19 protein-coding genes are annotated in these 15276 nt (G+C 68.9%); 8 read left to right on the top strand and 11 right to left on the bottom strand.

What is annotated here, in order from left to right; translation table 11 throughout:
* Window positions 1-63: 63 nt before the first annotated feature.
* Window positions 64-987, bottom strand: coding sequence for a site-specific tyrosine recombinase XerD (locus EDC64_RS05835; RefSeq protein WP_132030310.1), 924 nt, complete (start codon window positions 985-987; stop codon window positions 64-66).
* Complete coding sequence (locus EDC64_RS23450; RefSeq protein ID WP_165933652.1) at window positions 984-1127, bottom strand: hypothetical protein; 144 nt, start codon at window positions 1125-1127, stop codon at window positions 984-986. Before EDC64_RS23450 ends, EDC64_RS05835 begins: the two co-directional genes overlap by 4 nt.
* Before the next feature lie 190 nt (window positions 1128-1317).
* Here EDC64_RS23450 and EDC64_RS05830 point away from each other — a divergent pair, with 190 nt between their 5' ends.
* On the top strand, window positions 1318-1899 hold the full coding sequence (locus tag EDC64_RS05830; RefSeq protein ID WP_132030309.1) for a shikimate kinase: 582 nt from the start codon (window positions 1318-1320) through the stop codon (window positions 1897-1899).
* A gap of 16 nt (window positions 1900-1915) precedes the next feature.
* Window positions 1916-3058 carry a 3-dehydroquinate synthase gene (gene aroB / locus EDC64_RS05825; RefSeq protein WP_132030308.1) on the top strand — a complete coding sequence of 381 codons (1143 nt, stop codon included), beginning with the start codon at window positions 1916-1918 and terminating at the stop codon, window positions 3056-3058.
* Window positions 3059-3747: 689 nt separating this feature from the next.
* Here aroB and EDC64_RS05820 read toward each other — a convergent pair.
* The 3 genes from EDC64_RS05820 to EDC64_RS05810 all read right to left on the bottom strand — a co-directional run bounded on the left by EDC64_RS05820 (window position 3748) and on the right by EDC64_RS05810 (window position 5521).
* A complete protein-coding gene (locus EDC64_RS05820; RefSeq protein ID WP_132030307.1) occupies window positions 3748-3966 on the bottom strand; it encodes a hypothetical protein in 219 nt (72 codons plus the stop codon).
* Window positions 3967-4088: 122 nt separating this feature from the next.
* The gene (locus EDC64_RS05815) at window positions 4089-4925 is read right to left on the bottom strand and encodes a HesA/MoeB/ThiF family protein (RefSeq protein ID WP_132030306.1); all 837 of its coding nucleotides are present in this window, start codon (window positions 4923-4925) and stop codon (window positions 4089-4091) included.
* A gap of 119 nt (window positions 4926-5044) precedes the next feature.
* Entirely contained in the window at window positions 5045-5521 is a 477-nt protein-coding gene (locus EDC64_RS05810; RefSeq protein ID WP_132030305.1) for an NUDIX hydrolase, read from the bottom strand.
* A 77-nt stretch (window positions 5522-5598) separates the two neighbouring features.
* Between EDC64_RS05810 and EDC64_RS05805 the strand changes: the two genes are divergently transcribed.
* Window positions 5599-6234, top strand: a complete 636-nt coding sequence (locus EDC64_RS05805) for an HD domain-containing protein (protein WP_132030304.1) — start codon at window positions 5599-5601, stop codon at window positions 6232-6234.
* A complete protein-coding gene (locus EDC64_RS05800; protein ID WP_132030303.1) occupies window positions 6231-6737 on the top strand; it encodes a tyrosine phosphatase family protein in 507 nt (168 codons plus the stop codon). The genes EDC64_RS05805 and EDC64_RS05800 overlap by 4 nt, the downstream gene beginning before the upstream one ends.
* 3 nt (window positions 6738-6740) lie before the next feature.
* Here EDC64_RS05800 and EDC64_RS05795 read toward each other — a convergent pair whose 3' ends face one another.
* A complete protein-coding gene (locus tag EDC64_RS05795) occupies window positions 6741-7088 on the bottom strand; it encodes a DUF952 domain-containing protein (protein ID WP_132030302.1) in 348 nt (115 codons plus the stop codon).
* 261 nt (window positions 7089-7349) lie between these two features.
* On the opposite strand from EDC64_RS05795, the gene EDC64_RS05790 reads away from it, so the two are divergent.
* Window positions 7350-8027, top strand: a complete 678-nt coding sequence (locus EDC64_RS05790) for a S24 family peptidase (protein WP_132030432.1) — start codon at window positions 7350-7352, stop codon at window positions 8025-8027.
* 24 nt (window positions 8028-8051) lie between these two features.
* Here EDC64_RS05790 and EDC64_RS05785 read toward each other — a convergent pair whose 3' ends face one another.
* The 4 genes from EDC64_RS05785 to EDC64_RS05770 all read right to left on the bottom strand — a co-directional run bounded on the left by EDC64_RS05785 (window position 8052) and on the right by EDC64_RS05770 (window position 10356).
* On the bottom strand, window positions 8052-8744 hold the full coding sequence (locus tag EDC64_RS05785; RefSeq protein WP_245504554.1) for a tetratricopeptide repeat protein: 693 nt from the start codon (window positions 8742-8744) through the stop codon (window positions 8052-8054).
* A gap of 131 nt (window positions 8745-8875) precedes the next feature.
* The gene (gene ykgO, locus EDC64_RS05780) at window positions 8876-9001 is read right to left on the bottom strand and encodes a type B 50S ribosomal protein L36 (protein ID WP_132030301.1); all 126 of its coding nucleotides are present in this window, start codon (window positions 8999-9001) and stop codon (window positions 8876-8878) included.
* Between the two features lie 117 nt (window positions 9002-9118).
* A complete protein-coding gene (locus EDC64_RS05775; RefSeq protein WP_132030300.1) occupies window positions 9119-9802 on the bottom strand; it encodes a DsbA family protein in 684 nt (227 codons plus the stop codon).
* A gap of 77 nt (window positions 9803-9879) precedes the next feature.
* The gene (locus EDC64_RS05770; RefSeq protein ID WP_132030299.1) at window positions 9880-10356 is read right to left on the bottom strand and encodes a DUF721 domain-containing protein; all 477 of its coding nucleotides are present in this window, start codon (window positions 10354-10356) and stop codon (window positions 9880-9882) included.
* An 85-nt stretch (window positions 10357-10441) separates the two neighbouring features.
* Between EDC64_RS05770 and mutY the strand changes: the two genes are divergently transcribed.
* The 3 genes from mutY (at window position 10442) to EDC64_RS05755 (ending at window position 14080) form a co-directional block, all read left to right on the top strand.
* Window positions 10442-11554 (top strand): A/G-specific adenine glycosylase, encoded by a 1113-nt coding sequence (gene mutY, locus EDC64_RS05765; RefSeq protein ID WP_132030298.1) that lies wholly within the window; start codon window positions 10442-10444, stop codon window positions 11552-11554.
* 239 nt (window positions 11555-11793) lie between these two features.
* On the top strand, window positions 11794-12639 hold the full coding sequence (locus EDC64_RS05760) for an SAM-dependent methyltransferase (RefSeq protein ID WP_165933651.1): 846 nt from the start codon (window positions 11794-11796) through the stop codon (window positions 12637-12639).
* An 88-nt stretch (window positions 12640-12727) separates the two neighbouring features.
* A complete protein-coding gene (locus EDC64_RS05755; protein ID WP_132030297.1) occupies window positions 12728-14080 on the top strand; it encodes an APC family permease in 1353 nt (450 codons plus the stop codon).
* Here EDC64_RS05755 and EDC64_RS05750 read toward each other — a convergent pair whose 3' ends face one another.
* On the bottom strand, window positions 14081-15250 hold the full coding sequence (locus EDC64_RS05750) for a site-specific DNA-methyltransferase (RefSeq protein ID WP_132030296.1): 1170 nt from the start codon (window positions 15248-15250) through the stop codon (window positions 14081-14083). It abuts the gene before it with no gap.
* Window positions 15251-15276: the final 26 nt, after the last annotated feature.

The raw sequence follows: 15276 nt of genomic DNA, 5'->3' as shown, positions 1-15276 counted from the left end.
CCCGACCCTTCGCGCGCTGCCCGCGCGCCCGGCGCGGCACATCCGGCGCAAGACCGCCGCGCGTCAGCGGCGGGTCATAGGATGGAGATCGCGCACCAGCCCGGCGAGGCGCTCGTCCAGGATATGGGTGTAGATCTGGGTGGTCGCGATATCGGCGTGGCCGAGCAGGGTCTGGACGATCCGCAGATCCGCCCCATGCGCCAGAAGATGGCTGGCGAAGGCATGCCGCAAAACGTGCGGGGACAACGCATCCGGATCGATTTCGGCGGCGAGCGCAAGGTCCTTCAGGTCCCGACCCGCCTGCTGGCGGGTGACGTGGCCGCTCGCGCCGGAGGACGGGAACAGCCAGCGCGACGCCTCCAGCCCGGCGGCCCGGCGCGCGTCGAGATAGGCGGCCATGGCTGCGCGCGCCGCACCGCCGAGCGGCACGAGCCGCTCCTTGCCGCCCTTCCCCACAACCATGATCGCCTCGGCCCGGTTGCGGGCCGCACTCGCGGGAAGGGCGCACAATTCGGAGACCCGCAGGCCGGTGGCGTAGAGCAGTTCGATCGTCGCCGCCACGCGGAGCCGGCGCAGCCGCTCGGGCGGATGCTCGGCCGCCGCGGCGCGGGCATGCGCGGTATCGATGAGCCGGGTGACCTCCTCCAGGCCGAGCACCTTCGGCAGCGGGCGGCCGCGCTTGGGACCATCGAGCACGGCCGCCGGATCGTCGCCGCGATGGCCCTCGGCATAGAGAAAGCGGTAGAGCTGGCGCAGGGCCGACAGGCGGCGCGCGAGCGTGGCCGGCTTGAAGCCGCGGTCGGACAGGTCCGCGAGATAGGCCCGCAGAACGGGGGTCGCGGCACCGAGCACGGTGTCGCCGCGGGCGGACAGGAAGACCGAGAGATCGTCGAGATCGCGCCGATAGGCATCGAGCGTGTTGCGGCTCGCGCCCCGTTCCACCGCCTGCATGTCCAGAAATAGCGCCACCGGCCCGGCGGCGGTCATTTGCTGAACTTGTCGTTCGGAACGGTGAAGGTGACCTCGCGCGAGGCGGGTTGCACCTTGTTTGCGAGCCACCAGGCGCCGCCATAGACACAGCCGGCGAGGATGGCGATCACGACAAGAAGGCGGATGAGGCTGGCCAAATCTGTCTGCCCGAATCATCGAGGAGCGCGACCTGCCACACGTCGCACGCTCCCGCCGCGCTTTCAACCGGATTGCCGGAGGGAAAGCCCGGTGCTACTGCCGTTTTCCTTGGTGGCGCGCTGCCCGGGAGGCTGGCGACCGCGCGCCGGACCGGCAAGACGAGAAGGGAATGCGGTGACGGGAGACGGCATGAGCGAGGCGACGGATGTCGGGGCCGATGCGCTCCTGGCCCGCCTCGGCCAGAAATCCCTCGTCCTCGTCGGCATGCCGGGCGCGGGCAAGTCATCGGTCGGCCGCCGGCTCGCAAAGCGGCTGGGCCTGCCCTTCTTCGATGCCGACGACGAGATCGAAAAAGCCGCCGGCATGACGATTCCGGAAATCTTCGCCTCGCGGGGCGAGGCGGAATTCCGGCTCGGCGAGAAGCGCGTCGTTGCGCGCCTCCTGCAGAGCGGGCCCAACGTGGTCGCAACCGGCGGCGGCGCCTTCATGACCGAGGAAACCCGCGCTGCGATCCGAGCGGGCGGCATATCGGTCTGGCTGCGCGCCGATTTGCCGACCCTGCTGCGCCGGGTGAAGAAGCGCAACGACCGGCCGCTCCTCGCGCAGGGCGACGCCGCCGAGCGGCTCGCCGCGCTTCTCGCCGCCCGCGAGCATCTCTACGCCCTCGCCGACCTCACGGTGGATTCGCGTGAGGTGCTCCACGACACCGTGGTGGACGATGTGATCGCGCGGGCCGCGCGCCATCTCGCCGCGCCGCCCCACCCCGTTTGAGAAGAGACGGCGTTCCATGCCCGATGCCGCGTTTCAGCCCGCTTCCGCGTCCGAGGCGACATGCATCCGCGTCGACCTTTCCGGCCGGCCTTACGATATCGTCATCGGCCCGGACTTGCTGGACGAGATCGGGCGAAGGATCGCCGCGCTTCGCCCCGGCGCGCGGGTCGCCATCGTGACCGATCGCACGGTCGCCCGCCATCATTTGCCGCGGGTCGAGGCGGCGCTCGCTGCCGCCGGCATCGATTTCACCGCGATCGTGGTCGAGCCCGGGGAGAAGTCGAAATCCTATGCCGGGCTGGCTCAGGTCGCGGAAGGCCTGATCGCGGCGCGGATCGAGCGGCGCGATCTGGTCCTCGCGCTCGGCGGCGGAGTCGTCGGCGATCTCGCGGGGTTCGCCGCAGCGGTGGTTCGGCGCGGCGTCGACATCGTGCAGGCCCCGACGACGCTGCTGTCCCAGGTCGATTCCTCCGTCGGCGGCAAGACCGGCATCAATTCCCCGCAGGGCAAGAACCTGATCGGTGCCTTTCACCAGCCCGTCCTGGTGGTCGCAGACACCGCCGCGCTCGATACTTTGCCGGCACGCGAGCTTCGGGCCGGCTATGCCGAGGTGGCGAAATACGGACTACTCGGGGATGCCGCCTTGTTCGACTGGCTGGAAGCCAACGGGCGTGACGTCATTTCCGGCGGTCCGGCCCGCGGGGCGGCGGTTGCCGCGAGCTGTGCCGCCAAGGCCGCGATCGTCGCACGGGACGAGAAGGAGACCGGCGACCGGGCGCTCCTCAATCTCGGCCACACGTTCGGCCATGCGCTGGAGGCCGGCGCCGGATTTTCCGACCGCCTGCTGCACGGTGAAGCCGTGGCGATCGGCATGAGCCTCGCCTTCGCCTTCTCGGCGCGGATGGGATTGTGCGCGGGTCAGGATGCGGTGCGCGCGACGCGGCATCTCGCATCGCTGGGCCTGCCGACCCGAATTTCGGACGTGCCCGGCGATCTGCCCGACACGGACGGCCTGATGCGCCTCATTTCCCAGGACAAAAAAGTGAGCCGGGGCGCTCTCACCTTCATTCTCGTCCGCGCCATCGGCGCGGCCTTCATCGCGCGCGACGTCGATCCCGACGCCGTGCGCCGCTTTCTCGACGAGCAGCGGTCCGTTTAGCGCCCACTGCGGATCCCCAACATCAATGCAATTTGGGCGCTCGGTGTGGATTGGACCGGCGCGTGCCGGAGACGGACATCTGGCGTCTGTCACCCAATTGAGGGATGCGCGCCACGGCTCAATTGATAAACAAATTTCCGACTCGGAACGCCGGAGATTTGTATGAGAAAAATATACGTACTCGGGATTTTTGCTGCTTCGTTCCTGAGCCCACAGTCTCTGCTCGCACAGTCTTGCTCAAGCGGAGTGTCTTGCAATGCAAGATATGAGGCGTGCTCTCAATATAAAAAAATTGATGCTGTTTTGAGACAATGCAGCTACAAGAATCTCGTATGTTCCACATCGTCATACGACGTCAGAATTCAATTTTGCTTTGAGAATGGCGACTGCAGATCCAGAACCCTTCGCCCCAGAGACGGAGAGGTTGTAATTTCTCAGCTGGATCGGGAAAACGTGAAATCACGCGGTGATTTTTCGGGCATAAAAGTCAACTGCAACTGACGAGAATTGCAATTGTTGAGCGCTGTAGTGCACTTTTGGTTAGATTATTCCTTACCTGGAAGGATCACCACAGCGCTGAAGTCACGCACGTAAGCGATGGTCGGCACGTGCGCCGCGCCGAAACCACTTGCTCTATCGCTGAGACAGCTTTGGCCGCGTTCCACCTGAAGACTCAGCCGCCACCCCTCTCAGAGGGCGGCGCGCATCATTTCCAGGCGATTGCGGAAGGCGACGAGGGCGCCGGGCGCGGCGGCATCCATGTCGGAGAGAATGAAGTCGGCGAGCGCGCCGGCCTTGTGCTGCTTGAGGAAGCTCTTGGCTTCCTTCAACGAGCTGATTTCGCGCTCGTCATTGCCGATGACCATGCGGATCGAACGTTCAGCCTGAGTCCTGGAAATCGAGCCCATTGCAGATCTTCCCGTCGGTTCCTGCCGCCTGCGCGGCGTCGTAGGAGAAACCTTCCGGTGCGGCGAAGGTTCCCGCGCTCCGCACCGAACCTGCGCGTGTTTGTGCGGACGGGACGGCCCGGTCAGAGCGGCGCTTCCACTGCCGTAAGGGCAGGTCGGGCATGCCCAGAGAGATCGGTGATGGTGGGGGCGTTGCCGGTGAGCGGATTGTCCGGATCCCAGCCATAGCCGACGGTCTCGAAGCGCATGGACAGGGCATCGATCATCAAAAGCTTGCCGATCAGGGGATCGCCGAAGCCGACAATGGCGCGGATCGCCTCCAGAGCCGCCAGCGCGCCCGCAAGGCCCGCCAGCGCACCGAGCACCCCGGCTTCGGCACAGGCCGGCACGGTGCCGGGCGGAGGCGGTTCGGGAAACAGACAGCGATAGGTCGGATTCGGTACGCCGTCCGAGCCGATTTCGTGCGGGCGCAGCGTGGTCAGCGTGGCGTCGAACGTGCCGAGCGCCGCGGTGACCAGCGGGCGGCCGGCGAGCGCGCAGGCGTCGGAAACCAGATAGCGGGTGGCGAAATTGTCCGAGCCGTCGATCACCACGTCGGCGGCGCGCACGAGGTCGAGCGCATTGTCGGCGCCGAGCCGCACCGGGTGAAGATCCAGGGCGACGTGCGGATTGAGCGCGGCCACGGCGTCGCGCGCGCTCTCCACCTTGGGGCGGCCGAGATCGGCGGTGCGGTGGATCACCTGCCGCTGGAGGTTGGACAGCGACACCACATCGTCGTCGACGAGGATCAGCCGCCCCACCCCGGCCGCGGCGAGATAGAGCAGGACCGGCGCACCGAGGCCGCCGGCGCCGATCACCAGGACGGAGGCCGCCTTCAGCTTCTGCTGCCCGGGGCCGCCCACCTCGCGCAGCACGATGTGGCGGGCATAGCGCTCGATTTCGTCGGCGGAGAAGGCCATGGCGCCTCGCTGGGCCCGGGCTGCGGGGCAACCGGGCGGGTTGATGTCATCGGGCGAACCCGAGTCTTCATTTATGGTGCCGCCGCCCCGCCTTGAAGAGCTGGGCGCGCGGCGGGCCATTATTCCGTCTTGGGCCGCGCGACCAGGCGCGCCGCCTTCGCCACGACCTCCGCAAGGCCGCGCGTGGTGGCGAGGCCCGCCACCTCCTCCGGCGCGAACCAGCCGATCTCGGTCGCCTCCGGCCCCGGGACCGGCTCGTTGGCGCGCCACGACGCGGCATGGGCGATCACCACGAAATGGCTGGCCAGCGCCCCGCCATCATCATGTGAAATGAAATCGAGCACCGCGGCGACATCGCCGACCGCGGCCACCACCCCGACCTCCTCCAGGACCTCGCGTGCCGCCGCGGCGGCCACCGTCTCGCCCGCCTCGACGCGCCCGCCCGGCAGGCTCCACAGGCCGAGGCCGGGGGCGAAGCCGCGCCGCGCCAGGAGAACACGCCCATCGCGGAACACCGCGGCGCTCGCGGCGAGCGTCGGGCGGACGCGAGGCGGATGCGCCTGCGACAGGGCCGGATCGGCGGCGGCGCGCGTCATGTTCGAGGGGACTCGCTCTTGGTCCGAGACGGCGCCACTTTACCCGCGCCACGGAAAAAGACGATCCGCGATTCGCGATGCCCGATACCGACACCAAGCCCCCCTTCCCCCCCGCCCCGCGCGTCGGCCCGCCGCGGGCCTGGCAGCGCATGCTGTCCGGCCGCCGGCTCGATTTGCTCGATCCCTCGCCGCTCGACGTCGAGATCGAGGACATCGCCCACGGCCTCGCCCGGGTGGCGCGGTGGAACGGCCAGACCCACGGGCCGCACGTCTTCTCGGTGGCGCAGCATGCGGTCCTGGTCGAGCGCCTCGCGCGCCGGGCGGCCGGCGACATCGACCGGCGCTGGCGCCTCGCGGTGCTGCTGCACGACGCCCCGGAATATGTCATCGGCGACATGATCTCGCCGTTCAAGGCGGTCATCGGCGGCGATTACCGGGCGGTGGAGGCGCGCCTGCTCGCCGCCATCAGCCTGCGCTTCGGCCTCCCGCCGGTCTGGCCGCGCGACCTCGTGCGGATCGTCAAAGCGGCGGACCATTCGGCCGCCTATCTCGAGGCGACGCGGCTCGCCGGTTTCGCCGATGCGGAGGCGCGGCGCCTGTTCGGCCGCCCGACCCGCCTCGATCCCGCCGTGGAGGCGGACTATCTCACCCCCTGGACGGCGGAAGCGGCCAAAATCCGCTTTCTCCAGCGCTTCGAGGAGCTTGCCCCATGATCCACGTCTGCTCCCTGGCGCGGCTGCACGACACCGTCGCCGCCACCGGCGCCCGCCATGTCATCACCCTCATCAATGGCGGCACGGTGCTGACGCGGCCGAGCAATGTCGACCCGACCAACCATCTGTTCCTCGGCATCAACGACATCGTCGACGAGATCGAAGGGCTGGTGGCGCCGGGCGCGGCGCACATGCACGAACTGCTCGAATTCGTGCATGCCTGGCCGCGCGCCGCGCCCTTGGTGATCCATTGCTATGCCGGCATCTCGCGCTCCACCGCGGCGGCCTATGCGACGCTGTGCGCGCTGATGCCGGACCACAGCGAGGCCGACCTCGCCCTGCGCCTGCGCGAGGCGTCGCCGACCGCGACGCCCAATGCCCGCATCGTCGCCCTCGCCGACGCCGCGCTCAAGCGGGAGGGGCGCATGATCGCGGCGATCGCGGCGATCGGCCGTGGCCGCGACGCGTTCGAGGGCGAGCCGTTCGTGCTGCGCCTCGCCTGAGCCTCAGGCCGGGAAGACGTGGCCGCCGTCGGGGCCGAGCGGCAGCGGCATGACGGTGCGCACCGCATCGAGCGGCAGCGGGCCGTAGAGATGGGGAAACAGCGCGCCGCCGCGCGACGGCTCCCACTTCAGCGCGTCGCCGAGCGCCGGCGCGTCCACCGCGATCAGCAGCAGATCGGCCTGGCCGGCGAAATGACGCTGCGCGGTCTCGTGCATTTGGGCCGCGGTCGAGAAATGGATGAAGCCGTCCTCAAGGTCGACCGGCGCGCCGACGAACCGGCCGGCGCGGACCGCGTCCTGCCAGAGGGCGGCCGGCGCGATCTTGTAGATGGTGTCGACAGGCGGGCGCATGCCGCCTCCCTAGCGCAGGCGCGCGGCCTTGGGAAGCCGCGCCCGCGGGGACGGCGCATTTCCGCATTGAAGACTTTTTTTCCTAACGATAGGCTAAGTCCGCGAGTCGCGGGGATCGCCGGACGCCCGCGCCCTCGGGAGGCGGATCCGAAGCCCGTTTGTTTCGTCGCCACCAGGTTCGTCGCTGCCGCGACGCGCGCCGGTCCCACCGGTCCGCCGGTCGCGGGCTCCGATCCGAACGGTAAACAGAGCCGGATGCGCATGCTCACCCATGGCCAAGTCTGGGGCGCTCTCGACCGCCTCGCCGCCCAATACGGCCTCTCGGCCTCCGGGCTCGCGAAGCGGGCCGGGCTCGACGCCACCTCGTTCAACCGCTCCAAGCGGATCACGCCCGACGGGCGGCCGCGCTGGCCCTCGACCGAGAGCGTCGCCAAGGTCCTGGCGGCGACCGGGGCCAGCGTCGAGGATTTCACCGCCTTGCTGGACGGTCCCGCCGGCAGCCGCACCCTGCCCCGCACGCTGGGATTTTCGGAGGAACCCGCACCGCCGCCGGCGCGCGCCATCCCCCATATCGGCCTCGCCCAGGCCGGCAAAGGCGGCTTCTTCGACGATGCCGGCTTCCCCGCCGGCTCGGGATGGGACGAAATCCTGTTCCCCGCGGTCGAGGACGAACACGCGTATGCGCTGGAGATTTCCGGCGACAGCATGCAGCCGCTCTATCGCGACGGCGACATCGTGATCGTGTCGCCGGCCGCCAGTGTCCGGCGCGGCGACCGGGTGATCGTGAAGACGCGGGACGGCCAGGTGCTCGCCAAGGAGCTGGTGCGCCGCACCGCCCGGACGGTGGAGCTGCGCTCGCTCAATCCCGAGCATGAGGACGTGCAGTTTCCGCTCTCGGACGTGGTGTTCATCGCCCGGATCGTCTGGGCGACCCAATAGCGGCCCGCTTGCGCGCCCCCGGCGTCAGATCTCGCGGCCCTCGACCGTGATGGTGAGGCTCTCCTCGATGTCCTTGGCGGCGTCGAGATTGGGATTGACCGCAAGCGCCCGCCGCGCGGCTTCGAGGGCACGCTTGTCGTCGCCGACCTCCCGCATGATCAAAGCGAGGCCGAGCAGAGCCGTATAATGGCGCGGCTCACGCGTCAGCACCTCGCCGAGATCGGCAAGCGAGCCGGCATAATCGTCCTGGGCATATTTGATCGCGGCGCGACGGCTGAGAATGGCCAGATTGTCGGGCACCACGACCAGGGCCGAATCCAGCAGTTCCAGGGCGAGATCGTATTCCTTTGCCTGTGCGGCGAGGTCCGCGCGCCCCATCAGGATGTCGGCGCTCATGCTGCCGGTCTGTGCGAACACGCTGTCGAGCCGGGTCCCGAGCGCCTTGGAGCTCGCCTCGTCCGGCGCGAGGCGCAGCGCCTCGAACAACGCGTCGAGCTGGGTGCGGCGGTCGCGCGGCAGAGCCGGACGGGAGGGCGGCGGCGCGGCGCCGGCCCTCGGATCCGCGGATCTCGCATCTGCCGATCTGGGCTCGGCGAAGGGCCCACTCTGCGCCCGGGCCGCGTCGCCCGGCGCAAACAAAGCACCGCCGAGAAGCGGCGCGCAGAGAAGCACCGCGCACAGGCTGCGCAGGACGGAGGGTCGCGGGGGCATGCTCATGGCACGAGTGTCGGACCGCGCGTGCGGTCCGTCAACCGGCGCCCGCCGTGATCTGGCACGGGCCGAGATCACGAGGTCTCGATCCGGGCGGCCTCGTCCTGCGGACAGGCCCGAGGACCCGCCCGCGCGGATCAGCCCTGGCGGGCCTTGTAGCGCTTCTGGGTCTTGTTGATGATGTAGACGCGGCCCTTGCGGCGCACCAGGCGGTTGTCGCGGTGACGGCTCAGCAGCGTCTTCAACGAATTACGGATCTTCATGACACATCAACCTTCGGCCGACCGCGGCGCGCTGACCGCGCGGCTCGTCGACACGTCTTGTGGGATCGAGCCGGGGTGATACGGGCGCGCGGCGCCGATGTCAACGCCGCGGCAGCCTCATTTGCCCTGCAGAAGCGGCGCGATTTCCTTGTCGAGATCCTCCGGGGTGAGCGCTCCCGACAGCTTCTTGCCGTTGATGAAGAAAGTCGGCGTCGAGTTCACGCCAAGCTCCTTGTTGCCGTATTGGGCGCTCGCCTGAACCTTCTCTGCAAGCTCCTTGTCGGAGAGGCACTTCTCGAAATCGGCTTCGCTCATGCCGGCCTGCTTGGCAACGGTGAGCAGGCCCTGGGCCGGGTTGGAGGAGAAGGCCCAGGATTTCTGGGTGCCGAACAGGCTCGACACCATCGCGAAATATTTGTCCTCTGGCATGCAGCGCGCCAGCATGAAGGCCGCGGTCGAGACCGGATCGAAGGGGAACTCGCGGAAGATGAAGCGGACCTTCCCGGTGTCGATATATTTCGCCTTCAGCGCCGGGAAGCTCGCGGAATGGAACGTCGCGCAATGCGAGCAGGTGAGGGAGGCGTATTCGACGATGGTGACCGGCGCGGTCGGAGAGCCCAGCTCCTTCGCGGGCAGCGGGCTCGCCGCCGGCGCCATCAGCTTCGCCTCGTCCGTGGACTGAGCCGCCGCCGGCCCGATCAGGCCGTCAAGCCCGGCGAACCGCGCCATCGGACCCGCCACGGCCAAAAACAGAGCAACCTGGCCAGTGCCTTCGAGGAAGCGGCGACGGGAAAGCGACATGACGGTCTCCGATAATGCGTTCGGCGCAGACACAAGCGGGCTAGCATGGCGAGGATGCGGCGACCAGAGCGGAGCGATCAAGATTTCCGGCGCGCGGCGCGCACCCGCGCCCCGAGTTTCGCAAGGGAAGCCGCAAGGGCTTCGTCCTCGAACGCGCCGATCTCCTCCCGCACCGCGGCGACGGTTTCGGGCGCGGGATCCGGAATGCGAGGTGGCACCTGGCGCGTGGGAACCGGTCCCTGCCGCAGGGTGATGCGCCCGATGCAGCGCCAGCCGAAATAGGCGTTGATCCGCTCGATCAGCACCGGAGCGGCATATTGCAGTTCGATCGCATAGGCGCCCTCGACCCGGACCACGAGGGTCGCCGCCTCAGGCTCGCCGCGTCGCGGCCACTGGATCTTCACCGGCGTCGAGCGCGGCGCGAGGTCCGGCCCGGCGATCTCGTCCCAATGGGTCACGACTTCGACCGCGGAAAACCCGGCTTTGCCGCAGAGTTCGGCGATCGAGGGGCCGACGAGGTCGGCCAGCGGCCGGGCGAAGAACGGTTTTCTCATATCGGTCGGGATCCGCAAGGCGCCGTCATGGCGCGGGCAGCGAGGTGCGCTTGCCGAGTGGGCCGCAGGATAGCACGGTGCGGCGATGACCGAGACGCTCTCTCCCCGCCCCCAGACAGATCCGATCGCGACGCCCGCCGAGACCCTGCTGGCCTGGTACGACCGCAACCGCCGCCGCCTGCCCTGGCGGGCCGAGCCGGGGCGGCGCGCCGATCCCTATCACGTCTTCCTGTCGGAGATCATGCTGCAGCAGACCACCGTGAAAGCGGTCGGTCCATATTTCTCGGCCTTTCTCACCCGCTGGCCGACGGTCGCGGACCTCGCCGCGGCGCCGCTGGACCAGGTCCTCTCGGCGTGGGCCGGGCTCGGCTATTATGCCCGGGCGCGCAATCTGCACGCCTGCGCCAAGGCGGTCGTGGCGCGCCATGGCGGACGATTTCCCGCCGACGAAGCGGCGCTGCGTGATCTGCCGGGCATCGGCCCCTATACGTCGGCGGCGATTGCCGCGATCGCCTTCGACATCCCCGCAAGCCCGGTGGACGGCAATATCGAACGGGTGGTGAGCCGGCTTCATGCCATCGCTACGCCGCTGCCCAAGGCGAAGACGGAGATCCGCCAGCGGGCCGCAGCCCTGACGCCACGGCTGCGGGCCGGCGATTTTGCGCAGGCCATGATGGATCTCGGCGCGACCATCTGCACCCCGCGCTCGCCGGTCTGCGGGCTCTGCCCGCTCGATGCCGGATGTACCGCCCGCGCCCTCGGCACACCGTCACTCTATCCGGTAAAGACCCCCAAGACCGCGAAGCCGGCCCGGACCGGGATCGCCTTTCTCGCGGTGCGCGCCGACGGGGCCGTGCTGCTGCGGACACGGCCGGACACCGGCCTGCTGGCGGGAATGACGGAGGTGCCCTCGACGCCCTGGAGTCGGGCCGAAGAGGTGCCGGCCTCCCCCGCCGCCCATGCCCCGCTCCCCGCAACGTGGCGCGCGCTTCCGGGACAGGTGCTGCACGTCTTCACGCATTTCGCCCTGGACCTGGCGGTGTGGCGCGCCGAGCTGCCGGCCCAGACCGCCGCGCCGACGGGCCATTTCTGGGTGCGGCCGGCGGACTTCGGAACGCAGGCGCTGCCGAGCGTCATGCGAAAGGTCCTGGTACATGGCGGCATCCAGGCTGCGATCACCACTTCGCGAGCCCGCTAACCTAGCGGAACAAATTCCGCAAACTCGCGTTTATCTCGCCCTCTCAAGTCATATTTTGAATGAACACTCATTTGTGAGGCGTCATTGCTTGTTGGCGCGTTGCGAACCAGCGTTTTTGATGGATGATGCCTTCGCATCTGCGAGATACGCGTTTCTATTGCAGCATATCTACTGCCGATCCCCGCAACGGGGAGAGGACAGCTCGCTCCTTCTTCTGGCTCGATTAAGAGGATGGCAGGATGTCTCCGCACCATCAGTGCACGCACGCACGCGCCTCGGCGCTTTTTCTCGTGGCGAGCGTTTTCGTCGCCGCCCCCGCCTTCGCCCAGAGCCCCGCACCGGCTCCCGCCGCCCCCGCGGCGACACAGGCTCCGCTCCGCCTCGACGTTCCCTATGTGCCGACGCCCGAATCGGTCGTCGACCGCATGTTGAAGATGGGCGAGGTGGGGAAAGACGATTTCGTCATCGATCTCGGCTCCGGTGATGGCCGCATTGCCATCGCGGCGGTGAAGGAGCGCGGCGCGCGCGGCGCCATGGGCGTGGACATCAACCCCGAGCGCATCAAGGAGGCGAAGGCGAATGCCGAGGCCGCGGGCGTGACCGACAAGGTGACCTTCGTCCAGCAGAACCTGTTCGAGACAGATCTCAGCAAGGCGACCGTGATCACCATGTATCTGCTCGAGACCGTCAATGCCAAGCTGCGCCCGACCCTGCTGGAGCTGAAGCCCGGCACGCGCCTGGTCTCCCACGCCTTCTCGATGGGCGATTGGGCCCCCGACCAGCGGACGACCGAGGAGGGCCGAACGGTCTATATGTGGGTGGTTCCCGCCCATGTCGGCGGCCGCTGGGCCTTCACCGATGGCGAGAACCGCTTCACGGTCGATCTGAACCAGACGTTCCAGAATATCGGCGGGGGCGCGACCGTGAACGGGCGCACCGTCCAGCTCCGCGACGCGCGGCTCACGGGCGATGAGATCGTGCTCACCCTGCCACTGGGCGACGGCGCCAAGACCTATCGCGGCAAGGTGTCGGACGGCACCATCAAGCCGGTCGAAGGCGACGGCTGGAGCGCCACGCGCTCCTGACCCCCCCGGCTGAGTCGACCCGCGGGCGCCGCTCCCCGGCGCCCGCTTCTCTGCCGGCGCACGCGCGGCCGGCCTCCCGGAGACCTTCATGCCCAAACCCGCCGCCCGCCGCGAAGCGCAGGGCCTGTCCGTGATCGACGGCGTCGCCGTGATGGTGGGCATCATCTTCGGCATCGGCATTTTCAAGACGCCGCCGCTCATCGCCGCAAATGTCGGCAGCGAGGCGGCATTCGTCGCGGCCTGGCTGCTCGGCGGCCTCGTCACCCTTGCGGGCGCCCTGTGCTATGCCGAACTGGCCGCCGCCCATCCCGACCGGGGCGGCGAATATCATTTCCTCTCCCGCGCCTACGGCCCGCGCCTCGCCGTGCTGTTCGCCTGGGCACGCGGCACCGTGATCCAGACCGGCGCGATCGCCGCCGTCGCCTTCGTCTATGGCGACTACGCCAATGCCCTGCTGCCGCTCGGCACCCATGGGCCGGATCTGCACGCTGCGATCGCGGTGATCGCCCTGACCGCACTCAACGTCTCCGGGACCCGGCGTTCCAGCCTCGGGCAACGGGTGTTCACCCTCCTGACGCTGGTCGCCATCGTCACCGTCGCGGTGGCTGGATTCCTGGTCTCGGCACCGGTTCCCACCGTGAGCGCCGGCGGCAGCGATCCCTCGGCCGCCTTCGGCATGGCGATGGTTCTGGTCCTGCTCACCTATGGCGGGTGGAGCGAGGCGGTCTATCTGTCCGGCGAGATGCGCGACGTGCAGCGCTCCATGACCCGCACGCTGGTGATCGGCACCATCGTCGTCGTCGCCGCTTACGGCCTGTTCAACATCGCCCTGCTCAACGCCTTCGGGCTCGAAGGCCTGCGCGCCACCACGGCGCCGGCGGCGGACCTCATGAGCGCTCTCGCCGGCGGTGCAGGCGAGACCGTGATCGCGATCGTCGTCTGCGTCATGGCGGTCAGCACGCTGAACGGCACGGTCCTCACCGGCGCACGTGCATTCCACGCCCTCGGTTCGGACGTGCCGATGCTCGGCTTCTTGTGCCGCGCCGATCTCGGCAAGGGCGCGCCGGTGGCCGCGCTCCTGGTCCAGGGGGGGCTGGCGCTGGTCCTGATCGTGTTCGGCGCCTTCACCCGCGACGGCTTCTCCGCGATGGTCGACTTCACCGCGCCGGTGTTCTGGGGCTTCCTCTTTCTCGTCAGCCTGTCGTTGTTCCTGTTCCGCTGGCGCGAGCCGGACCGGGCGCGCCCGTTCCGGGTGCCGCTCTACCCTGTCACGCCGCTTTTGTTCTCGCTCGCTTGCGCCGGCCTGCTCTATGCAAGCCTCGCTTATACCGGGGTGGGAGCGCTGGTGGGCGTGGCGGTGGTCGCGGCCGGTCTGCCGCTGCTGTTCTTCATGCGGCGCGACCCGGACACCGGCTATGCGCCACGCCAGCCGGCGGAATGATCACTCGCCGCCGAGGCCGAGTTCGGCCCGCAGCCGGGCCCGCAGCTGATCGATCGGATGGCGCCGGCCCTCCTGCTCGACGTGCCAGAAGGTCCAGCCATTGCAGGCCTCCGACCCCTGTGCGAGGGCGCCCATGCGGTGGATCGAGCCGACCGCCGGGGTGTTGTTGGCGACGATGGCGATGGTGCCGTCGGCCCGCACCACGGCGCGGGCGCGGCCCTTGGCATCGGTCAGTTCCGCGCCGGGCGTGACCAGCCCGCGTTCGACCAGAGCGGCGAACGCGACGCGCGGCGCTTCCCGGGCGCTCGGCGGGGCGGCGAGCGCGGCCTCCGGCAAAGGCTCAATCGCGGCGATCCGGCGGGTCGCGGCGGCGGCATAAAAGGGATCGCGCTCGATGCCGACGAAGCGGCGGCGCAGGCGCTTCGCCACCGCCGCCGACGTGCCCGAGCCGAGGAAGGGGTCGAGCACGACGTCGCCGGGCCGCGAGGCGGAGAGCAGGATCCGGGCGAGCAGCGCCTCCGGCTTCTGCGTCGGATGTGCCTTGCGCCCATCCGCGTCCTTCAGGCGCTCATTGCCGGTGCACAGCGGGATCAGCCAGTCGGAGCGCACCTGCACGTCCTCGTTGCCGCCCTTCAGCGCCTCGTAATTGAACACATAGCCCTTTGCGCCGGGATCGCGCGCGGCCCAGATCAGGGTTTCATGCGCGTTGGTGAAGCGGCGGCCCCGGAAATTCGGCATCGGGTTCGCCTTGCGCCAGATCACGTCGTTGAGGATCCAGAAGCCTTGATCCTGCATCGCCGCGCCGACGCGGAAAATATTGTGGTACGAGCCGATGACCCAGAGCGTGGCGTTCGGCTTCATCACCCGCCGCACCGCCGCCAGCCAGGAGCGGGTGAAGGCGTCGTAGGCGGCGAAGCTCTCGAACTGGTCCCAGGCATCGTCGACCGCATCGACCCGGCTCTCGTCGGGCCGCTTCAGCTCGCCCTGGAGCTGGAGATTGTAAGGCGGGTCGGCGAATACGATGTCGACGCTGGCCGGCGGCATCGCCTCGAGCGCGGCGATGCAATCGCCGACATGAATGACGTCCAGGGCCATGCCCCGGGGCTGCTCGTCCCTTTGCCCGGAGAGGCGGGGCGCCCGCAAGGGCGCCCCTTTACGCACCACACCCATGAGACGCAACCCATACGCAACGCTTA

Source organism: Aquabacter spiritensis, from assembly GCF_004346185.1.
In the GTDB taxonomy this organism is placed as follows: Bacteria; Pseudomonadota; Alphaproteobacteria; order Rhizobiales; family Xanthobacteraceae; genus Aquabacter; species Aquabacter spiritensis.
Note: the sequence above shows the minus strand (reverse complement) of the source record. Positions and strands in the feature narration are given on the sequence as shown.